Origin of the sequence: Mycobacterium novum (genome assembly GCF_010726505.1) — a bacterium.
In the GTDB taxonomy this organism is placed as follows: Bacteria; Actinomycetota; Actinomycetes; order Mycobacteriales; family Mycobacteriaceae; genus Mycobacterium; species Mycobacterium algericum.
In genome coordinates, this window is the sequence record NZ_AP022562.1 from 4,149,277 (window position 1) to 4,165,449 (window position 16,173).

Below are 16,173 nucleotides of genomic sequence, written 5' to 3' on the forward strand. Positions count from 1 at the left end.
GGGAGAGGAACCGGCAGACATGAGTTCGGCAACCGTGCTCGACTCCATCATCGAGGGAGTCTGCGCCGACGTTGCCGCCCGGGAGGCCGTCGTCAGCCTGGCGGAAGTCAAGGCGGCAGCCGAGGCCATGCCCGCGCCGCGCGACGTCATGGCGGCCCTGCGAGAGCCTGGAATCGCGGTCATCGCCGAGGTCAAGCGCGCCAGCCCGTCCAAGGGGCAACTGGCCCCGATCGCCGACCCGGCCGAACTCGCCTGCGCCTACGCCGAGGGCGGAGCCCGCGCTATCAGCGTGCTGACCGAGGAGCGCCGCTTCAACGGCTCGCTCGCCGACCTCGACGCGGTGCGTGCCGCGGTGTCGGTTCCGGTGCTGCGCAAGGACTTCATCGTGCGGCCCTACCAGATTCACGAAGCTCGCGCCCACGGCGCGGACATGCTGTTGCTGATCGTGGCGGCGCTCGAACAGCAGGCGCTGGTCTCGATGCTCGACCGCACCGAGTCGCTCGGGATGACCGCCCTGGTCGAGGTGCACACCGAGGAAGAGGCCGACCGGGCCCTGACCGCCGGCGCCAAGGTGATCGGGGTCAACGCCCGCGACTTGCACACGCTGGAGGTCGACCGGGACTGCTTTGCGCGGATCGCGCCGGGCCTGCCGACCGAGGTGGTCAAGATCGCCGAGTCCGGCGTGCGCGGCACCGCGGACCTGCTGGCCTATGCCGGTGCCGGTGCGGACGCCGTCCTCGTCGGCGAGGGACTGGTCACCAGCGGCGACCCGCGGGCGGCCGTTGCCGATTTGGTCAGTGCGGGTAAGCATCCGTCCTGCCCGAAGCCCGCCCGCTAAATGTCGGATACCGCGCACCCGAACCTTCCGCGCGCCAGCGCCGGAGTCGCCGAACCCAGCCGGCACGACCCCGATGCCCGCGGGCACTTCGGCGCCTACGGCGGCCGCTACGTCGCCGAGGCGTTGATGGCGGTCATCGAAGAGGTCACCGCCGCCTACGACAAGGTGCGCAACGACCGGGAGTTCCTCGACACCCTCGACAACCTGCAGACGCACTACACCGGCCGGCCCTCGCCGCTGTACGAGGCGCAGCGCCTGACCGCCCACGCCGGCGGCGCCCGCATCTTCCTGAAGCGCGAGGACCTGAACCACACCGGCTCGCACAAGATCAACAACGTGCTGGGCCAGGCCCTGTTGGCGCGGCGGATGGGCAAGACCCGGGTGATCGCCGAGACCGGCGCCGGCCAGCACGGGGTGGCCACCGCCACCGCCTGCGCCCTGCTGGGCCTGGAGTGCGTGATCTACATGGGAGCCGTCGACACCCGCCGCCAGGCGCTCAACGTGGCCCGGATGCGGCTGCTGGGCGCCGAGGTGGTCTCGGTGGAATCGGGCTCGCAGACGCTCAAGGACGCCATCAACGACGCGTTCCGGGACTGGGTGACCAACGCCGATCGAACCTACTACTGCTTCGGGACCGCGGCCGGGCCGCACCCGTTCCCGACCATGGTGCGCGACTTCCAGCGGATCGTCGGGCTGGAGGCCCGCACGCAGATCCAGCAACTGGCCGGCCGGCTGCCCGATGCCGTGGTGGCCTGCGTCGGCGGCGGGTCGAACGCCATCGGCATCTTCCATGCGTTCATCGACGACCCCGCGGTGCGGCTGATCGGCTACGAAGCCGGCGGCGACGGCGTGGCCACCGGTCGGCACGCCGCGACGTTCGCCGGTGGCTCCCCGGGGGCGTTTCAGGGCTCGTTCTCCTACCTGCTGCAGGACGAGGACGGGCAGACCATCGAGTCACACTCGATCTCGGCGGGTCTGGACTATCCCGGCGTCGGCCCGGAGCACGCCTGGCTGCGCGAGACGGGGCGCGCCGAGTATCAGCCGATCACCGACGCCGAGGCGATGGAGGCGTTCGGAATACTCTGCCGCACCGAGGGAATCATCCCGGCGATCGAATCAGCGCACGCGGTGGCCGGCGCGCTCAAGCTGGCCGCCGAGCTGGGCCCGGGCAAGGTCATCGTGGTCAACCTGTCCGGACGCGGCGACAAGGACGTCGAAACCGCGGGCAAGTGGTTCGGACTGCTGGGCGACGATGACGATGCAGCGCGAAGCGATGCCGACGAACGGCGCGTGATCCAGAACGAGGGTGGGCCGGCATGACCGGCCACATCGGCGACCGGCTGGCCCCGATGTTCGCCGCGTGCCGGGCCGAGGGGCGCGCCGCGCTGATCGGCTACCTTCCCACCGGGTACCCGGATGTGCCCGGGTCGGTCGCGGCCATGACCACACTGGTCGAATCGGGTTGCGACCTCGTCGAAGTCGGCGTGCCCTACTCCGATCCGGGAATGGACGGCCCGACCATCGCGCGGGCCACCGAGGTGGCCCTGCAGGGCGGCGTCCGGGTCCGCGACACCTTGACCGCGGTCGAGGCTATCGCTGGTGCCGGTGGCCGTGCGGTTGTGATGACCTATTGGAATCTGGTGCTGCGCTACGGCGTCGATGCGTTCGCCCGCGATCTGGCCTCGGCCGGTGGGCTGGGGCTGATCACACCCGATCTGATCGTCGACGAGGCCGACGACTGGCTGGCGGCATCCGAGCAGCATGGGCTGGATCGCATCTTCCTGGTGGCGCCGTCGTCGACACCGCAGCGATTGGCCGAGACCGCGCATGCCTCAAGCGGATTCGTCTACGCGGCGTCGACGATGGGTGTCACCGGTGTCCGCGACACGGTGTCGAACGCAGCGCCGGAGCTGGTGCGCAGGGTCCGGGAGGTCTCCGACATTCCGGTCGGGGTGGGCCTGGGTGTGCGTTCCGGCGCACAGGCCGCCGAGATCGGCACCTATACCGACGGTGTCATCGTCGGCTCGGCGCTGGTCACCGCGCTCGCCGATGGCCTGGGTGCCTTGCGCTCGCTGACCGAAGAACTGGCATCCGGTGTGCGTCAAAGGATTCCACAGCCATGACGTTGAACTGGCTCACGTACTTTCCCAGTCCGGCTCGCGGTGTCTGGCATCTCGGTCCGGTCCCGATCCGCGCGTATGCCCTGTGCATCATCATCGGCATCGTCATCGCCCTGCTGATCGGTGACCGCAGGTGGCGGGCGCGGGGCGGTGAACCGGGGGTCATCTACGACATCGCGTTGTGGGCCGTACCGTTCGGCTTGATCGGTGGGCGGCTGTACCACCTGATGACCGACTGGCGAACCTACTTCGGTGAGGGCGGCGCCGGCTGGGAGGCGACGCCGCGGATCTGGGACGGTGGCCTGGGGATCTGGGGTGCGGTGGCACTCGGTGGGATCGGCGCATGGATCGGCTGCCGGCGTCGCGGGATCCCGTTACCGGCGTTCGGTGACGCGGTCGCGCCCGGCATCGTGTTGGCGCAGGCGATCGGCCGGCTCGGCAATTACTTCAACCAGGAGCTCTACGGCCGGGAGACGACCTTGCCGTGGGGCCTGGAGATCTTCTGGCGGGAGGACGCCGCCGGGGTACGCGATCCGCACCTGCTCGACGGTGTGTCGACCGGCGAACTGTACAAGATCGTGCAACCGACGTTCCTGTACGAATTACTCTGGAATTTGGCCGTTTTCGCGGTGTTGATCTATGCCGACCGGCGGTTCCGCATGGGTCACGGCCGGCTGTTCGCGCTCTACGTCGCCGGTTACTGCATCGGGCGCTTCGGCATCGAACTGCTGCGCGACGACGCGGCCACCCACATCGCCGGGATCCGGGTCAACTCGTTCACATCGACGTTCGTGTTCATCGGAGCGGTGGTCTACATTCTGCTCGCCACCAAGGGCCGCGAGGACCCCGAGGTCATCCGTCGCGCGTGGGAACCCGGCGCACCGGACGACCAGGCCGCTGTGGCCGAACCCGAGCCGGCACCGGAAGAAGAGCTGGTGGCGGTCGGCGCTGCGAACGGCGTCGGGTCCGTGGTCCGGATACCGAATCGGCTTGCCGGCGAAGACGAAACCGAGCCGGACGAGGCCGGTGCCGACGACACCGTGGGCCCGGGCACCGACGACGCAGAGGCCTCCGACACCGAGGCAGGCGACGGTACCGACGTCGAAGGCGACGAGACCACCGAGCTCGAGGCTGACACCGACCGCGACGGCGTCGTCGAGCAGGCTGACGAAGCCGACGAGGCCGAACCCGAGGACGTTGCCGAAGACGACGGCAGCGTCGCCGACGAACCGGCCGAGGGTGACGAAGTCGCCGAGGGTGACGAAGTCGGCGAGGGTGACGAAGTCGCCGAACCGGTGGACCAGGCCGACGAGGACACGGCGGAGGCCACCGAGGAATCCGTCGCGGACGGCGCCGAAGTCGTCGAAGACACCGAAGATCTTGTGGCGGCACCGGAGCCCGACGAAGCTGCAGAGACCGAAACCGACCCGGTCGCCACAGCCGACGACGATTCCGACGATGATTCCGACGGCGGCGCCGACGGGGAAACCGACGTCGACAGCGACGAGGACACGGCTGAGGCCGACGCGGCCGACGTGGCTGACGGGGACGACGAGCCCGACCAGCGCTGATTTCGCTCCGACCGGCATCGCCGGTTTTTCTGGCATGCTGCAAGACATGACCGATCCGTCGTGGCCGCCGGCAGGTCCGCCGGACGGTTGGCAGCACCACCCGCACCAGCCCGGCTATCCGCCCCCGTATCCGGGCTACCCCGACGCGTTGGCGCCGCACGGCCGCCATCCGGTCACCGGGCAGCCGTACTCGGACAAGTCGAAAGTGATCGCAGCGCTGCTGCAGCTTCTGGGCTTGTTCGGCTTCCTCGGATTCGGGCGTATCTATCTGGGCCAAACCGCGCTGGGTATCGCGCAGTTGCTGGGCTGTCTGCTCTTCACCGCGGCGACGTGGGGCATCGGTGCCGCGGTCCCGATCATCTGGGGCATCGTCGATGCGATTCTGATGCTCGCCGGGCGGGTGAGCGACAAGCAGGGTCGACCGCTGCGCGACGGGACCTGACGCGCCAGACGGCCGCTCGCCACGCGGCTTTCGGCCGGCGCCAACCGTTCCTGAGGGGAGCGGCTCAGTCGGCCCGACTATGCTTGGGTCGTGAATCGACGCGGCAAGATCGTCTGTACTCTCGGTCCGGCGACCCACTCCGCGGAGATGGTCCGAGCATTGGTCGACGCGGGCATGGATGTGGCCCGGCTGAACTTCAGCCACGGCGACCACAAAGACCATCAAGCCTCTTACCAATGGGTGCGCAGCGCTTCGGATGCGACCGGGCGGGCGGTCGGTGTGCTGGCCGACCTGCAGGGACCCAAGATCCGGCTGGGACGCTTCGCCGACGGCTCCGCCTACTGGGCCAACGGCGAGACCGTCCGCATCACGGTCTCCGACTGTCCGGGCGGCCATGATCGGGTATCCACCACCTACAAACACCTCGCGGCCGACGCCGCACCCGGCGACCGTGTCCTGGTCGACGACGGCAAGGTCGGCCTGGTGGTGGAACACATCGACGGCGAAGACGTGGTGTGCACCGTCACCGAGGGCGGCACGGTCAGCAACCACAAGGGCATATCGCTGCCGGGCATGAACGTCTCCGCTCCCGCGCTGTCCGAGAAGGACATCGAAGACCTGGAATTCGCGCTGAACCTCGGCGTCGACATGGTGGCACTGTCCTTCGTGCGCTCGCCGTCGGATGTGGAGCTGGTGCACGAGGTGATGGACCGGGTCGGTCGCCGGGTCCCGGTGATCGCCAAACTGGAGAAGCCGGAGGCCATCGAGAACCTCGAGGCCGTGGTGCTGGCGTTCGACGCGGTGATGGTGGCCCGCGGCGACCTGGGGGTGGAGCTCGCACTCGAAGAAGTGCCGTTGGTGCAGAAGCGCGCCATTCAGGTGGCGCGCGAGAACGCCCGCCCGGTCATCGTCGCGACCCAGATGCTGGAGTCGATGATCTCGAATTTCCGGCCCACCCGCGCCGAGGCGTCCGACGTGGCCAATGCGGTGCTCGACGGCACCGACGCGGTGATGCTGTCCGGTGAGACGGCCGTCGGCAAGTACGCTCTGGAGGCGGTACGGACGATGAGCCGGATCGTGTGCGCGGTGGAGGAGAATTCCACTGCGGCACCGCCGTTGTCGCATATTCCGCGGACCAAGCGCGGGGTGATCTCGTATGCGGCCCGCGAGATCGGCGAGCGCCTCGACGCCAAGGCACTGGTGGCGTTCACCCAGTCCGGTGACACCGTTCGCCGGCTGGCCCGGCTGCACACCCCGCTACCGCTGCTGGCGTTCACCGCGCTTCCCGAGGTCCGTAGCCAGCTCGCAATGACCTGGGGCACTGAGACTTTCATTGTTCCGCAGATGCAGTCGACCGATGGGATGATCCGTCAGGTCGACAAGGCACTGCTGGACCTGGGCCGTTACAAGCGCGGCGACCTGGTGGTGATCGTCGCGGGCGCGCCGCCGGGCACCGTCGGTTCGACCAACCTGATCCACGTGCACCGGATCGGCGAGGACGACGTCTAGTGGCGGCCGAGCCGAACACGGACTTCCAGGAGCTGTTGGCCGTTTTGGACCTCGAGGCCACCGAACCCGACGTGTTCACCGGATCGCACCCGAGCAAGACGCCGCTGCGCACTTTCGGCGGACAGTTGATGGCGCAATCGTTCGTGGCCGCGAGTCGTACCGTCTCGGAGCACCTGCCGCCGGGCGCGTTGTCGGTCCACTTCATCAACGGCGGGGATCCGGGCCGCGACATCGAATTCCGGGTCCACCGGCTGCGCGACGAGCGGCGGTTCGCCAACCGCCGGGTCGACGCGTTGCAGGGTGACACCCTGATCGCCACCGCGATGGTCTCGTATCTCTCCGGTGGTCGCGGGCTCGAGCACGGCGCGGAAGCGCCCGCGGTCGCCGATCCGGAGACGCTGCCCCGGGTCCGGAAGCTTCTGGAGGGCTACGAGGAGGTCGTGCCCGGCTTCGTCAATGCGCCGCACCCGATCGACTGGCGCTACGCCAACGATCCCGCCTGGGTGATGCGGGACAAGGGAGGGCAGCTCGCCCATAACCGGGTCTGGATGAAGGCCGACGGGGTGTTGCCCGAGGATCCGGTGCTGCACACCGCGCTAATGGTGTACTCGTCGGACACCACGGTGCTCGATTCGATCATCACCACCCATGGGCTGTCGTGGGGTTTCGACCGGATCTTTGCCGCGAGCGCCAACCACACCCTGTGGTTCCACCGGCCGGTGCGTTTCGACGACTGGGTGCTGTACGCGACGTCATCACCGGTGGCTGCGGACTCCCGCGGGCTGGGCGCCGGGCACTTCTTCGACCGATCCGGGCAGGTGATCGCCACCGTCACCCAGGAGGGTGTCCTGATGTACTTCCCCAACGCCAAGCGCTGAGCGACTGCCGGCGCGGCTTGGCCGCCCTTGCGGTCTTCGTTAGGCCGGCATCAGTGCCGAGTCCGACGACTCCTGCACCATAGGGGCTTCGGCGGTGCCGAACTTGTTCTCGAAATGCTCACGGAACCGGTCGGTGCACTGCTGCTGGGCGGCCGCGTCCGATCCCGCTTTCGTCATGCAGTCCACGTAGTCGCCGCCGCCGGCCGTCCGCCAGATGCCGACGTAGACGAAGATGCAGCCGATTCCGGCGACGACCGCCAGGGCGCCGAGCACGATGCCGGAGATCGCGACCCCGCCGTTGTCGGCTTCACCGCGTTTGGCGCGGCCGCGGCCGATGAACCCGAGGACCACCGCCACGATCCCCAGCACCACACCGCCGACCACCGACAATGCGGTCACGATTCCGGCGATGGCGACCACCAGGGCGGCGATGCCCGCACCGTTGCGGGGGGCGCTGACCTGGCCGGGCGGTGGGTAGCCCGGATAGGTCCCGGGCGCCGGATATGGGTACGGGTACGCCGGCGGGGGGTAACCACCGCCGGCCGGAGGCCAGGACGGTTGAGACTCGGGCATTGCGCGCGCTCCACATCAGGGCATTCGACAGGTGTCAGCAGGGTCAGATCTCAGGGTACCCGCGTCGGCCCGTTCGGGCGCTGGAGCAGGCGGGCGCCCGCTAGGGGCCCGACAATGCCGTGGCGACGTTGCGGGCGGCCCGTCGGATGCTGATGGCGGTGATGATCTCGGCGATGCCGATGACGATCAGCCAGCTGCCGACGACCAGCGCCAGGATCCACAGCGAGGTGAACGGCGCGGCCAGGGTCACCAAGCCGGCCAGCAGGCTGAGCACGCCCATGAAGATCTGCCAGCCGCGGCCGGGCAGTTCCGGGTCGCTGATACCGGCAACGGCGGTGGCCACACCGCGGAAGATGAAGCCGACCGCGATCCAGATGGCCAGCAGCAGCACCGCCAGCGCTTCCTCGTCGGAATTGAAATGCCGGAAGCACAGCACGGCCAGGATCAGCGACGCCGCCCCGCTGATGAAGAGCAGCACCCGGCCGCCCACCGACATCACCGGCAAGCTGAACGCGAAAATCGTCTGTGCCACACCGGTTATCAGCAGGTAGACGCCGAACAGAATCGCGGCAACCAGGATCGAGTTACCGGGCCGAGCCAGGATCAGCACGCCCAGCACCAGAGCGAGGACACCGGAGACCAGCGTCGATTTCCACAGATGCGGTAGCAGTTTCGGGGCGGCCGTCGTTTCCATGCCCGGAGTTTGGCACATGGGCCGCTGGAGGGGGCGGTTTCAGCGTTACCGGCGTGCCGTGTCCCGGGCGTAGATTTCGGCGAGGAACTGCTCGACGGCCACCGCGGTGTGCGCCGCCCGTGGCGAGCCGAAGATGTCGAATGCGTGCTGGGCCACCGGCAACTCCGCATAGACAACGGGGTTCGCGCTGACATGGCGCAACCGGGCGGTGAACGCGCGGGCCTGCTCGACCGGGACCAACGAATCGTTGCTGCCGTGCAGCACGAAAAACGGCGGGGCGTCAGCCGAGATGTACGTCATCGATGACGCGGTGCGATAGGTGTCGGGGAACCGGCGCCGGCTCTGTTTGAACACATACGCGCTGAGCGCCGGTGCCAGCAGCGGATGCAGATCGGTCTCGCCGGTGAAGTCGTAGACGCCGTAGAACGGAACGGCCGCGCGCACGCTGGTGTCGGCATCGGCGAAGCCCGGCTGGAACTTTGGATCGCCCGCGGTCAGTGCGGTCAGCGAGCACAGGTGGCCGCCCGCCGAGCCGCCGGTGACCGCGACCCAGTCCGGGTCGCCGCCGTAGTCGGCGATGTGGGCTTTGGTCCAGGCCAGCGCCCGCTTGACGTCGATGATGTGGTCCGGCCACGTGGAGCGGGGGCTGAGCCGGTAGTTGATCGACACGCACACCCAGCCCCGTTCGACTAGATGGCTCATCAGCGGATGCGCCTGACCGCGTTTGCTTCCCACCATCCAGGCGCCGCCGGGGACCTGCAGCAGGACGGGAGCGCGGCCGTCACGGGGCAGGTCTCGGTGCCGCCATACGTCGAGGGTGTTGCGGCCGCCGTATTCGCCGTAAGGAATGTCGGCATCGGTGGCGTAGTCGCGGTAGACCCGCATCATGCGCACCAGACCGGTTGCCTTGGCGATCTCGCCGTCCGGGCCCGGTCGCTTCCAGAGCTCGCGGCCGTCGGCGCGCCGATCCGCACCGAGTTCGGCGTCCAACGCAGCGGTCAGCGGTCGATTCGCGGTGCGACCGAGATGGTTGAGCCCGAGCAGGCCCAGCCAGGACAGCACCGAAACCAGCCAACTGAACCGTCGTACCCGCGGCGGCAGCCCGCGCGATACCGCTGCCAACGCCGCGGACTGCCCGGCCACGAGTTGCAGCGGAAGCTCCGAGGCGAACACGCCGAACGCGAACGCATACAGCGACGGATAGCCGTGCTTGCTGAGCGGGCGGTAGCCATTGAGCGTGGTGGCGAGTCCGGCGAGCGAGCCGAATACAGCCAACAGCCTCGTCATTGCGCTCCTTCGCATTGGGGGATGACCCTCCGGCACCCTACCGAAACCGGTCGAATCGCCCCGTCAGCGCGCAGGCACCGACAGTGATCGTGACGCCGGACCGCGGGAGGCCGGCGGGCGCGCGCCGACCAGGAACCAGGTATGCATGACGCCCTTGCCCTTGACGTCGACGTCGCCGCGCTCCTCGAACACGAATTCGCTGGTCAACCGCTCGTAGACGTCCTGTGGAACCTGGATACGGTTCGGTACGCCGGTCGACTCCATCCGGGAGGCGAGGTTGACCGCGTCCCCCCACACGTCATAGAAGAACCGGCGATTGCCGACCACGCCGGCGACCACCGGGCCGGCGGCCAGACCGATCCGCAGCGACACCGGCCGGCCCAGCGGATCGCGCAGTTCGGCAATGGTGCCGGCGATGTCGAGGGCCAGTTGCGCCAGCGCGTGCAGATGGTCGGGTCGCGGATCGGGGACTCCGCTGACCACCATGTAGGAATCACCGCTGGTCTTGATCTTCTCCAGCCCGTGCCGATCGACGAGCCGATCCAGCCCGGTGTAGATCTCGTTGAGGAATTCGACCAGCTGCCCAGGGTCGGTCTGGCTGGCCCGCCGGGTGAAGTCGGCGATATCGGCGAACAGCACCGAGGCATCGGGATAGCTGTCGGCGATGACGTCGACCGCCGGGTTCTTCAGCCGGTCGGCTACGGCGGTGGGCAGAATATTCGCCAGCAGCGCTTCGGACCGATCGTATTCGGCCTCCATCGCCGCTTCGGCGTGGCCGATCTCGCGCAGCGCGTACCAGATGGTGGCGATCACTATGAAGCACGCCGAGACCACCACCAGGGCGAAGGACAGGTCGCGCAGCCAGGCCGGCTGATCCAGCTTGTAGGTGGGAACCAGGAACTGCAGGGCGATCGTCAGCGCCGCACCGATGCCCGCCACCACCGCGGCCAATTTGATCCGGTCCACGCCGAGAATGAGCACGCTGATCGACGCCGAGGCCAGGAAGTAGAACTGGACACCCGATCCGGTCCCGACCACCCAGCAGATTACGAAGGTCGTCAGGTAGGCGATGCCGACGAACGCCAGGGGCGCGATCAGCTCGCCGTAGTGGTAGAGCAGCGGGGTCAGCACAAAGGCGGCGGCGGCGATGAGATTGAGCGCACCGATCCACCAGTAAGCGGGGTCCGCCCAGATCTCCAGCAGTCCGAAGCCCGCGCTGATGATCGCGGCGAGGCCGGCGGAGACCTTGAGGATCCGCAGCCGCTGCGACAGCCGCGCTGCGTAGTGGCGGGTGCGCGCCGGCATGCAACGCCAGTGCCGGTCGGAAGGCTGGGATTCCGCCGATACCGCGAGAAACCGCTTGACGGTCACCTTCAACAGCCTAATCCCGTGAGGTGCGGAGCTGGGCTTTCATTCGGCGGCTAGGGTCACCGAGCATGCTGCTGCGTTCCATTGCGCTGTTCGTGCTGGCCGCCGTCGCGGAGATCGGCGGTGCCTGGCTGGTCTGGCAGGGGGTGCGTGAGCACCGCGGGCTGCTGTGGGCCGGGGCCGGTGTGATCGCCTTGGGCCTGTACGGCTTTGTGGCGACGCTGCAGCCCGACGCCCATTTCGGCCGGATCCTGGCCGCCTACGGTGGGGTGTTCGTCGCGGGCTCACTGGCCTGGGGCATGGCCTTCGACGGTTTCCGGCCCGACCGGGCCGACGTTCTCGGCGCGCTGATCTGCCTGCTGGGCGTGGGTGTGATCATGTACACGCCCCGCTGAGCCCGAAGCAGCAGGGGACTCGCCCGTGCGGGTCTCCGGCGCGATGTACGGTCGGTGACCGGGTGTTTCTCAGTGCCCTCGGTGAGATTCGAACTCACACTGTACGGGTTTTGAATCCGTTTCCTCTGCCAGTTGGGATACGAGGGCCGAGCGCCTGCGCGCGGGTCTCCACGATAGACGATGCCCCGAAGGGTTGCCGCCGCCGGCAGGCGCGACAGAATGGGGTGATGACTGCGTCGACATCCGAGGGCGCTCCGCGTCCTGCCCGCCGGGTCCTGATCGCCGAGGACGAAGCGCTGATCCGGCTCGACCTCGCCGAAATGCTGCGGGAAGAGGGCTACGAGGTCGTCGGCGAGGCCGGCGACGGCCAGGAGGCCGTCGAGCTGGCGGAGCTGCTGCGCCCCGATCTGGTGATCATCGACGTCAAGATGCCGCGCCGCGACGGCATCGACGCGGCGTCCGAGATCGCCGGAAAACGCATCGCGCCGATCGTCATGCTCACCGCATTCAGCCAGCGCGACCTGGTGGAACGGGCCCGCGACGCCGGGGCGATGGCCTATCTGGTCAAACCCTTCTCGGCCGGGGACCTGGTGCCCGCCATCGAGCTGGCGGTCAGCCGCTCGGAGGAGATCACCGCGCTGGAACGCGAAGTCAGCAGCCTGTCGGAGCAACTCGAGACCCGCAAGCTCATCGAGCGCGCCAAGGGACTGCTGCAGAGCAAGCAGGGCCTGAGCGAGCCGGACGCATTCCGGTGGATTCAGCGGGCGGCGATGGACAAGCGGACCACGATGCGCCAGGTGGCCGAGGTCGTGCTGGAAACCCTCGACACGGCGGCGACCCCCCCGACCTGACCACCGTTGCCCTGGTTCAACCAGTAGTCTCGATGACGTGCAGCGCAGAATCATGGGCATCGAGACCGAGTTCGGTGTCACCTGCACCTTCCACGGCCACCGGCGACTGTCACCCGACGAGGTGGCACGGTATCTGTTCCGCCGGGTGGTGTCCTGGGGTCGCAGTTCGAATGTGTTCCTGCGCAACGGCGCCCGGTTGTATCTGGATGTCGGTAGTCATCCGGAGTACGCCACCGCCGAATGCGACAACCTGGTGCAGCTGGTCACCCACGACCGGGCCGGCGAACGGGTGCTCGAAGACCTGCTGATCGATGCCGAGCAGCGGCTGGCCGATGAGGGGATCGGCGGCGACATCTACCTGTTCAAAAACAACACCGACTCGGCGGGCAACTCCTACGGCTGCCACGAGAACTACCTGATCGTCCGCGCCGGGGAGTTCTCCCGGATCTCCGACGTGCTGCTGCCGTTCCTGGTGACCCGCCAACTGATCTGCGGCGCCGGCAAGGTGCTGCAGACCCCCAAGGCCGCCACCTTCTGTCTGTCGCAGCGCGCCGAGCACATCTGGGAGGGCGTGTCGAGCGCCACGACCCGATCGCGTCCCATCATCAACACCCGCGACGAGCCGCACGCCGACGCCGAGAAGTACCGCCGGCTGCACGTCATCGTCGGGGACTCCAACATGTCCGAGACCTCCACCCTGCTCAAGGTGGGCAGCGCGGCACTGGTGCTGGAGATGATCGAGGCGGGGGTGCCCTTCCGCGACTTCTCGCTGGACAACCCGATCCGGGCGATCCGCGAGGTCAGCCACGACGTCACCGGCCGACGCCCGGTGCGGCTGGCCGGCGGGCGCCAGGCCGGCGCGCTGGACATCCAGCGCGAGTACTACGGGCGGGCGGTGGACTACGTGCAGACGCGGGCCAGCAACCCGCAGCTCGAGCAGGTCATCGACCTGTGGGGCCGCCAGCTCGACGCCGTCGAAACCCAGGATTTCGCCAAGGTGGACACCGAGATCGACTGGGTGATCAAACGAAAGCTGTTCCAGCGCTACCAGGATCGCTACGACATGGAGCTGTCCGATCCGAAGATCGCGCAGCTGGACCTGGCCTATCACGACATCAAGCGGGGCCGCGGGGTGTTCGATCTGCTGCAGCGCAAGGGGCTGGCCGCCCGGGTCACCACCGACGAGGAGGTCGACGAGGCGGTCGACACGCCGCCGCAGACCACCCGCGCCAAGCTGCGCGGCGAATTCATCAGTGCCGCACAGGCCGCCGGCCGGGACTTCACCGTCGACTGGGTGCACCTCAAGCTCAACGATCAAGCCCAGCGCACCGTGCTGTGCAAAGACCCGTTCCGGTCGGTCGACGAGCGGGTCAAGCGCCTGATCGCCAGCATGTAGCACCCACTTCCGACCGACCCGCCCGCCGCCACCGCCTATCCTCCTTGCATGGCGACTGCCAAAGTCGAACGACTACTGAATCTGGTCATCGCATTGCTGTCCACGCGCGGTTATCTCACCGCGGAGAAGATCCGCGCCACCGTGATCGGCTACGGTGACAGCCCCAGCGACGAAGCGTTCTCCCGGATGTTCGAGCGGGACAAGAACGAGCTGCGGGATCTGGGCATTCCGCTGGAAACCGGGAAGGCTTCGGTGTTCGACACGGTCGACGGCTACCGCATCAACCCCGATGCTTACGCGCTGCCCGCCATCGAGCTCACCACGGAGGAGGCCGCCGCGGTTGCCGTGGCGGTCCAGCTGTGGCAGTCGCCCCAGCTGCGGGCCAATGCCCAGGGGGCGGTGGCCAAACTGCACGCCGCCGGTGTCGAGGTGGACCCGGCGCGCGCCGACGTACTGGTGGCGCCCCCGGCGGCGCTCCCGGGCATCCACCGAGCCGAGCCGGCGCTGGGCGCCCTGATGGACGCCGTGCAGGCGGGGCAGGCCGTGCAGTTCGGCCACCGCCCGTCGCCGGTCGATCCGTACGTCACCCGCACCGTCGAGCCGTGGGGGGTGGTGACCCACGGCGGCCGCTGGTATCTGGTCGGCCATGACCACGATCGCGATGCGGTGCGCACCTTCCGGATGTCACGGATCGCCGACGAGGTCACCCCGATCGGGTCGCCGGGTTCGGTCACCCGCCCCGACGGCGTCGACCTGCGCGCGATCGTCGCCGAGGCCGTCGGCGAAGCCCCGACCGGGCTGCAGGCCCGGATCTGGGTCGCCGACGGCCGGGCGGTGGCATTGCGCCGGGCCGGCGCCGTGCTGGGCCGGCAGGCGCTCGCCGGCCGCGACGGCGACATCGTCGGCGTCGACATCGGCACCCACGACCGGCTGGCCCGCGATATCGCCGGGCACGGCGCCGACGCCGTCGTGCTGGATCCGCCGTCACTGCGCGACGACGTGGTGGCCCGGCTGACCGCCAGCGCCCGGGGGGTGCTCGCGTGAGCCAACTGTCCAAGCGGCTGGTCCGGCTGCTGAACATGGTGCCGTATCTGCAGGCGCGGCCCGGCATCACCAAGAAGCAGGCCGCCGCCGAGCTCGGCGTGAGCCTGGCGCAGCTGCAGGCCGACCTGCATCAGCTGGTGATGTGCGGCATGCCCGGTTACGGGCCGGGAGAGCTGATCGACGTGACGTTCTACGACGACCGCCTCGACGTGCACGAGACCGCGGGGGTGGATCGGCCGTTGCGGCTGACGTCGCCGGAGGCCACCGCCATGCTGATGGCGCTGCGGGCGTTGGTCGACATGCCCGGCATCGTCGACCCCCGAGCGGCACGCAGCGCGATCGCGAAGATCGAGAACGCCGCCGGCGAGGCCGCCCACCGGGCAACCGACGCCGCGGACGAGGACGACCCGGTCGCCGCGGTCGTCCGTGACGGCGTGCACCGCCGCCGGGCGATCAGCATCGACTACTACGCCGCCTCGCGGGACACGTCGTCGCGCCGGGTCGTCGACCCCATCCGGGTGGTGCTGATCGCAAACCACAGTTACCTGGAAGCCTGGTGCCGCGACTCCGCCGGGGTGCGGTTGTTCCGCTTCGACCGCATCGACGACGCCGAGCTGCTCGACGAACCCGCGGCGCCGCCGGAACCGGCACGCCAGGCCGAGACCGACACCTCGCTGTTCGACGCCGACCCGTCCCTGCCGGTCGCCACCGTGAGGGTGGCGCCGGCGGCGGCCTGGATGTTCGAGTACTACCCGATGCGACTGGTCGGTGATTCGGCCGACGGCTGGCGGGAAGCGGAGATGACCTACGCATCCGACGAATGGTTGACGCGGCTGCTGCTGGGCATGGGTGACGAGGTGCAGATCGTGGCACCCGAGTCGGTGGTCGACCGGGTGCGCGAGGCCGCGGCCGCCGCGCTGGCGGCCTACGGGGAAGTACGCGCGTGACCGCATTCAGTGCCGGGATGCTGATAGCCGATGTCGTCTTCCTGGCCGTGGTGATAGGCGTGGTGGTCGGCATCGTTTTCCTGGTCAAGGCCAAGTCGAAGCCGGCGGGCCAATCAGCGGTGCCCCCGGCTTGGTATCCGGATCCCGCCGACCCGGAACTGCTCCGCTACTTCGACGGTCAGAGCTGGACGGGGGCCACCCGTCCGCGGCGTGCGCCGCCGGGGTCCTGAGCTGCGGTAGCATCGATACGACGTCTGGAG

Annotated in this window: 17 protein-coding genes and 1 tRNA gene; 13 read left to right on the forward strand and 5 right to left on the reverse strand. The window is 68.7% G+C overall.

Going from position 1 to position 16,173, the window contains the following annotated elements:
- The first annotated feature begins 19 nt into the window (after nucleotides 1-19).
- The 7 genes from trpC (at nucleotide 20) to G6N19_RS19515 (ending at nucleotide 7,358) form a co-directional block, all read left to right on the forward strand.
- Nucleotides 20-838 (forward strand): indole-3-glycerol phosphate synthase TrpC, encoded by an 819-nt coding sequence (gene trpC / locus G6N19_RS19485; protein WP_013829065.1) that lies wholly within the window; start codon nucleotides 20-22, stop codon nucleotides 836-838.
- Entirely contained in the window at nucleotides 839-2,158 is a 1,320-nt protein-coding gene (gene trpB / locus G6N19_RS19490) for a tryptophan synthase subunit beta (RefSeq protein ID WP_193465474.1), read from the forward strand.
- Nucleotides 2,155-2,961, forward strand: coding sequence for a tryptophan synthase subunit alpha (trpA, locus tag G6N19_RS19495; RefSeq protein ID WP_193465475.1), 807 nt, complete (start codon nucleotides 2,155-2,157; stop codon nucleotides 2,959-2,961). The genes trpB and trpA overlap by 4 nt, the downstream gene beginning before the upstream one ends.
- Nucleotides 2,958-4,529, forward strand: a complete 1,572-nt coding sequence (lgt, locus tag G6N19_RS19500; RefSeq protein WP_083038279.1) for a prolipoprotein diacylglyceryl transferase — start codon at nucleotides 2,958-2,960, stop codon at nucleotides 4,527-4,529. The genes trpA and lgt overlap by 4 nt, the downstream gene beginning before the upstream one ends.
- Nucleotides 4,530-4,563: 34 nt before the next feature.
- On the forward strand, nucleotides 4,564-4,971 hold the full coding sequence (locus tag G6N19_RS19505) for an NINE protein (protein ID WP_083038281.1): 408 nt from the start codon (nucleotides 4,564-4,566) through the stop codon (nucleotides 4,969-4,971).
- 90 nt (nucleotides 4,972-5,061) lie between these two features.
- Entirely contained in the window at nucleotides 5,062-6,480 is a 1,419-nt protein-coding gene (gene pyk / locus G6N19_RS19510; protein ID WP_013829060.1) for a pyruvate kinase, read from the forward strand.
- Nucleotides 6,480-7,358 (forward strand): acyl-CoA thioesterase II, encoded by an 879-nt coding sequence (locus tag G6N19_RS19515; protein ID WP_193465476.1) that lies wholly within the window; start codon nucleotides 6,480-6,482, stop codon nucleotides 7,356-7,358. The genes pyk and G6N19_RS19515 overlap by 1 nt, the downstream gene beginning before the upstream one ends.
- 39 nt (nucleotides 7,359-7,397) lie before the next feature.
- On the opposite strand, the gene G6N19_RS19520 is transcribed toward G6N19_RS19515, so the two are convergent.
- The 4 genes from G6N19_RS19520 to G6N19_RS19535 all read right to left on the reverse strand — a co-directional run bounded on the left by G6N19_RS19520 (nucleotide 7,398) and on the right by G6N19_RS19535 (nucleotide 11,283).
- Nucleotides 7,398-7,931: a DUF4190 domain-containing protein gene (locus tag G6N19_RS19520; protein ID WP_013829058.1), complete on the reverse strand. Its 534-nt coding sequence runs from the start codon at nucleotides 7,929-7,931 to the stop codon at nucleotides 7,398-7,400.
- 100 nt (nucleotides 7,932-8,031) lie between these two features.
- The gene (locus G6N19_RS19525; protein WP_408632453.1) at nucleotides 8,032-8,643 is read right to left on the reverse strand and encodes an HdeD family acid-resistance protein; all 612 of its coding nucleotides are present in this window, start codon (nucleotides 8,641-8,643) and stop codon (nucleotides 8,032-8,034) included.
- Between the two features lie 27 nt (nucleotides 8,644-8,670).
- The gene (locus G6N19_RS19530; protein ID WP_193465478.1) at nucleotides 8,671-9,927 is read right to left on the reverse strand and encodes an alpha/beta hydrolase; all 1,257 of its coding nucleotides are present in this window, start codon (nucleotides 9,925-9,927) and stop codon (nucleotides 8,671-8,673) included.
- Nucleotides 9,928-9,975: 48 nt separating this feature from the next.
- Nucleotides 9,976-11,283, reverse strand: coding sequence for an adenylate/guanylate cyclase domain-containing protein (locus G6N19_RS19535; RefSeq protein WP_193465479.1), 1,308 nt, complete (start codon nucleotides 11,281-11,283; stop codon nucleotides 9,976-9,978).
- Between the two features lie 65 nt (nucleotides 11,284-11,348).
- Here G6N19_RS19535 and G6N19_RS19540 point away from each other — a divergent pair, with 65 nt between their 5' ends.
- Nucleotides 11,349-11,675, forward strand: a complete 327-nt coding sequence (locus tag G6N19_RS19540; RefSeq protein WP_193465480.1) for a YnfA family protein — start codon at nucleotides 11,349-11,351, stop codon at nucleotides 11,673-11,675.
- A 73-nt stretch (nucleotides 11,676-11,748) separates the two neighbouring features.
- Here G6N19_RS19540 and G6N19_RS19545 read toward each other — a convergent pair.
- Nucleotides 11,749-11,822: transfer RNA gene (locus tag G6N19_RS19545), tRNA-Leu, on the reverse strand.
- 80 nt (nucleotides 11,823-11,902) lie between these two features.
- On the opposite strand from G6N19_RS19545, the gene G6N19_RS19550 reads away from it, so the two are divergent.
- From G6N19_RS19550 to G6N19_RS19570, 5 genes are read left to right on the forward strand one after another with little or no spacing between them, the layout of a single operon-like run.
- Nucleotides 11,903-12,526, forward strand: coding sequence for an ANTAR domain-containing response regulator (locus tag G6N19_RS19550; protein WP_193465481.1), 624 nt, complete (start codon nucleotides 11,903-11,905; stop codon nucleotides 12,524-12,526).
- Between the two features lie 37 nt (nucleotides 12,527-12,563).
- The gene (pafA, locus tag G6N19_RS19555; RefSeq protein ID WP_013829052.1) at nucleotides 12,564-13,922 is read left to right on the forward strand and encodes a Pup--protein ligase; all 1,359 of its coding nucleotides are present in this window, start codon (nucleotides 12,564-12,566) and stop codon (nucleotides 13,920-13,922) included.
- A 48-nt stretch (nucleotides 13,923-13,970) separates the two neighbouring features.
- On the forward strand, nucleotides 13,971-14,966 hold the full coding sequence (locus tag G6N19_RS19560; protein ID WP_193465482.1) for a helix-turn-helix transcriptional regulator: 996 nt from the start codon (nucleotides 13,971-13,973) through the stop codon (nucleotides 14,964-14,966).
- Nucleotides 14,963-15,913 carry a helix-turn-helix transcriptional regulator gene (locus G6N19_RS19565; protein ID WP_013829050.1) on the forward strand — a complete coding sequence of 317 codons (951 nt, stop codon included), beginning with the start codon at nucleotides 14,963-14,965 and terminating at the stop codon, nucleotides 15,911-15,913. The genes G6N19_RS19560 and G6N19_RS19565 overlap by 4 nt, the downstream gene beginning before the upstream one ends.
- Nucleotides 15,910-16,143 (forward strand): DUF2510 domain-containing protein, encoded by a 234-nt coding sequence (locus tag G6N19_RS19570; RefSeq protein ID WP_013829049.1) that lies wholly within the window; start codon nucleotides 15,910-15,912, stop codon nucleotides 16,141-16,143. Before G6N19_RS19565 ends, G6N19_RS19570 begins: the two co-directional genes overlap by 4 nt.
- The last annotated feature ends 30 nt before the right edge of the window (nucleotides 16,144-16,173 follow it).

Coding starts and splice junctions, on each gene's coding strand:
- trpA (WP_193465475.1), top strand. CDS start 2,155: ATGACCGGCCACATCGGCGACCGGCTGGCCCCGATGTTCGCCGCGTGC.
- lgt (WP_083038279.1), top strand. CDS start 2,958: ATGACGTTGAACTGGCTCACGTACTTTCCCAGTCCGGCTCGCGGTGTC.
- G6N19_RS19550 (WP_193465481.1), top strand. CDS start 11,903: ATGACTGCGTCGACATCCGAGGGCGCTCCGCGTCCTGCCCGCCGGGTC.
- G6N19_RS19530 (WP_193465478.1), bottom strand. CDS start 9,927: ATGCGAAGGAGCGCAATGACGAGGCTGTTGGCTGTATTCGGCTCGCTC.
- G6N19_RS19520 (WP_013829058.1), bottom strand. CDS start 7,931: ATGCCCGAGTCTCAACCGTCCTGGCCTCCGGCCGGCGGTGGTTACCCC.
- trpB (WP_193465474.1), top strand. CDS start 839: ATGTCGGATACCGCGCACCCGAACCTTCCGCGCGCCAGCGCCGGAGTC.
- G6N19_RS19525 (WP_408632453.1), bottom strand. CDS start 8,643: ATGTGCCAAACTCCGGGCATGGAAACGACGGCCGCCCCGAAACTGCTA.
- G6N19_RS19505 (WP_083038281.1), top strand. CDS start 4,564: ATGCTGCAAGACATGACCGATCCGTCGTGGCCGCCGGCAGGTCCGCCG.
- trpC (WP_013829065.1), top strand. CDS start 20: ATGAGTTCGGCAACCGTGCTCGACTCCATCATCGAGGGAGTCTGCGCC.
- G6N19_RS19560 (WP_193465482.1), top strand. CDS start 13,971: ATGGCGACTGCCAAAGTCGAACGACTACTGAATCTGGTCATCGCATTG.
- G6N19_RS19540 (WP_193465480.1), top strand. CDS start 11,349: ATGCTGCTGCGTTCCATTGCGCTGTTCGTGCTGGCCGCCGTCGCGGAG.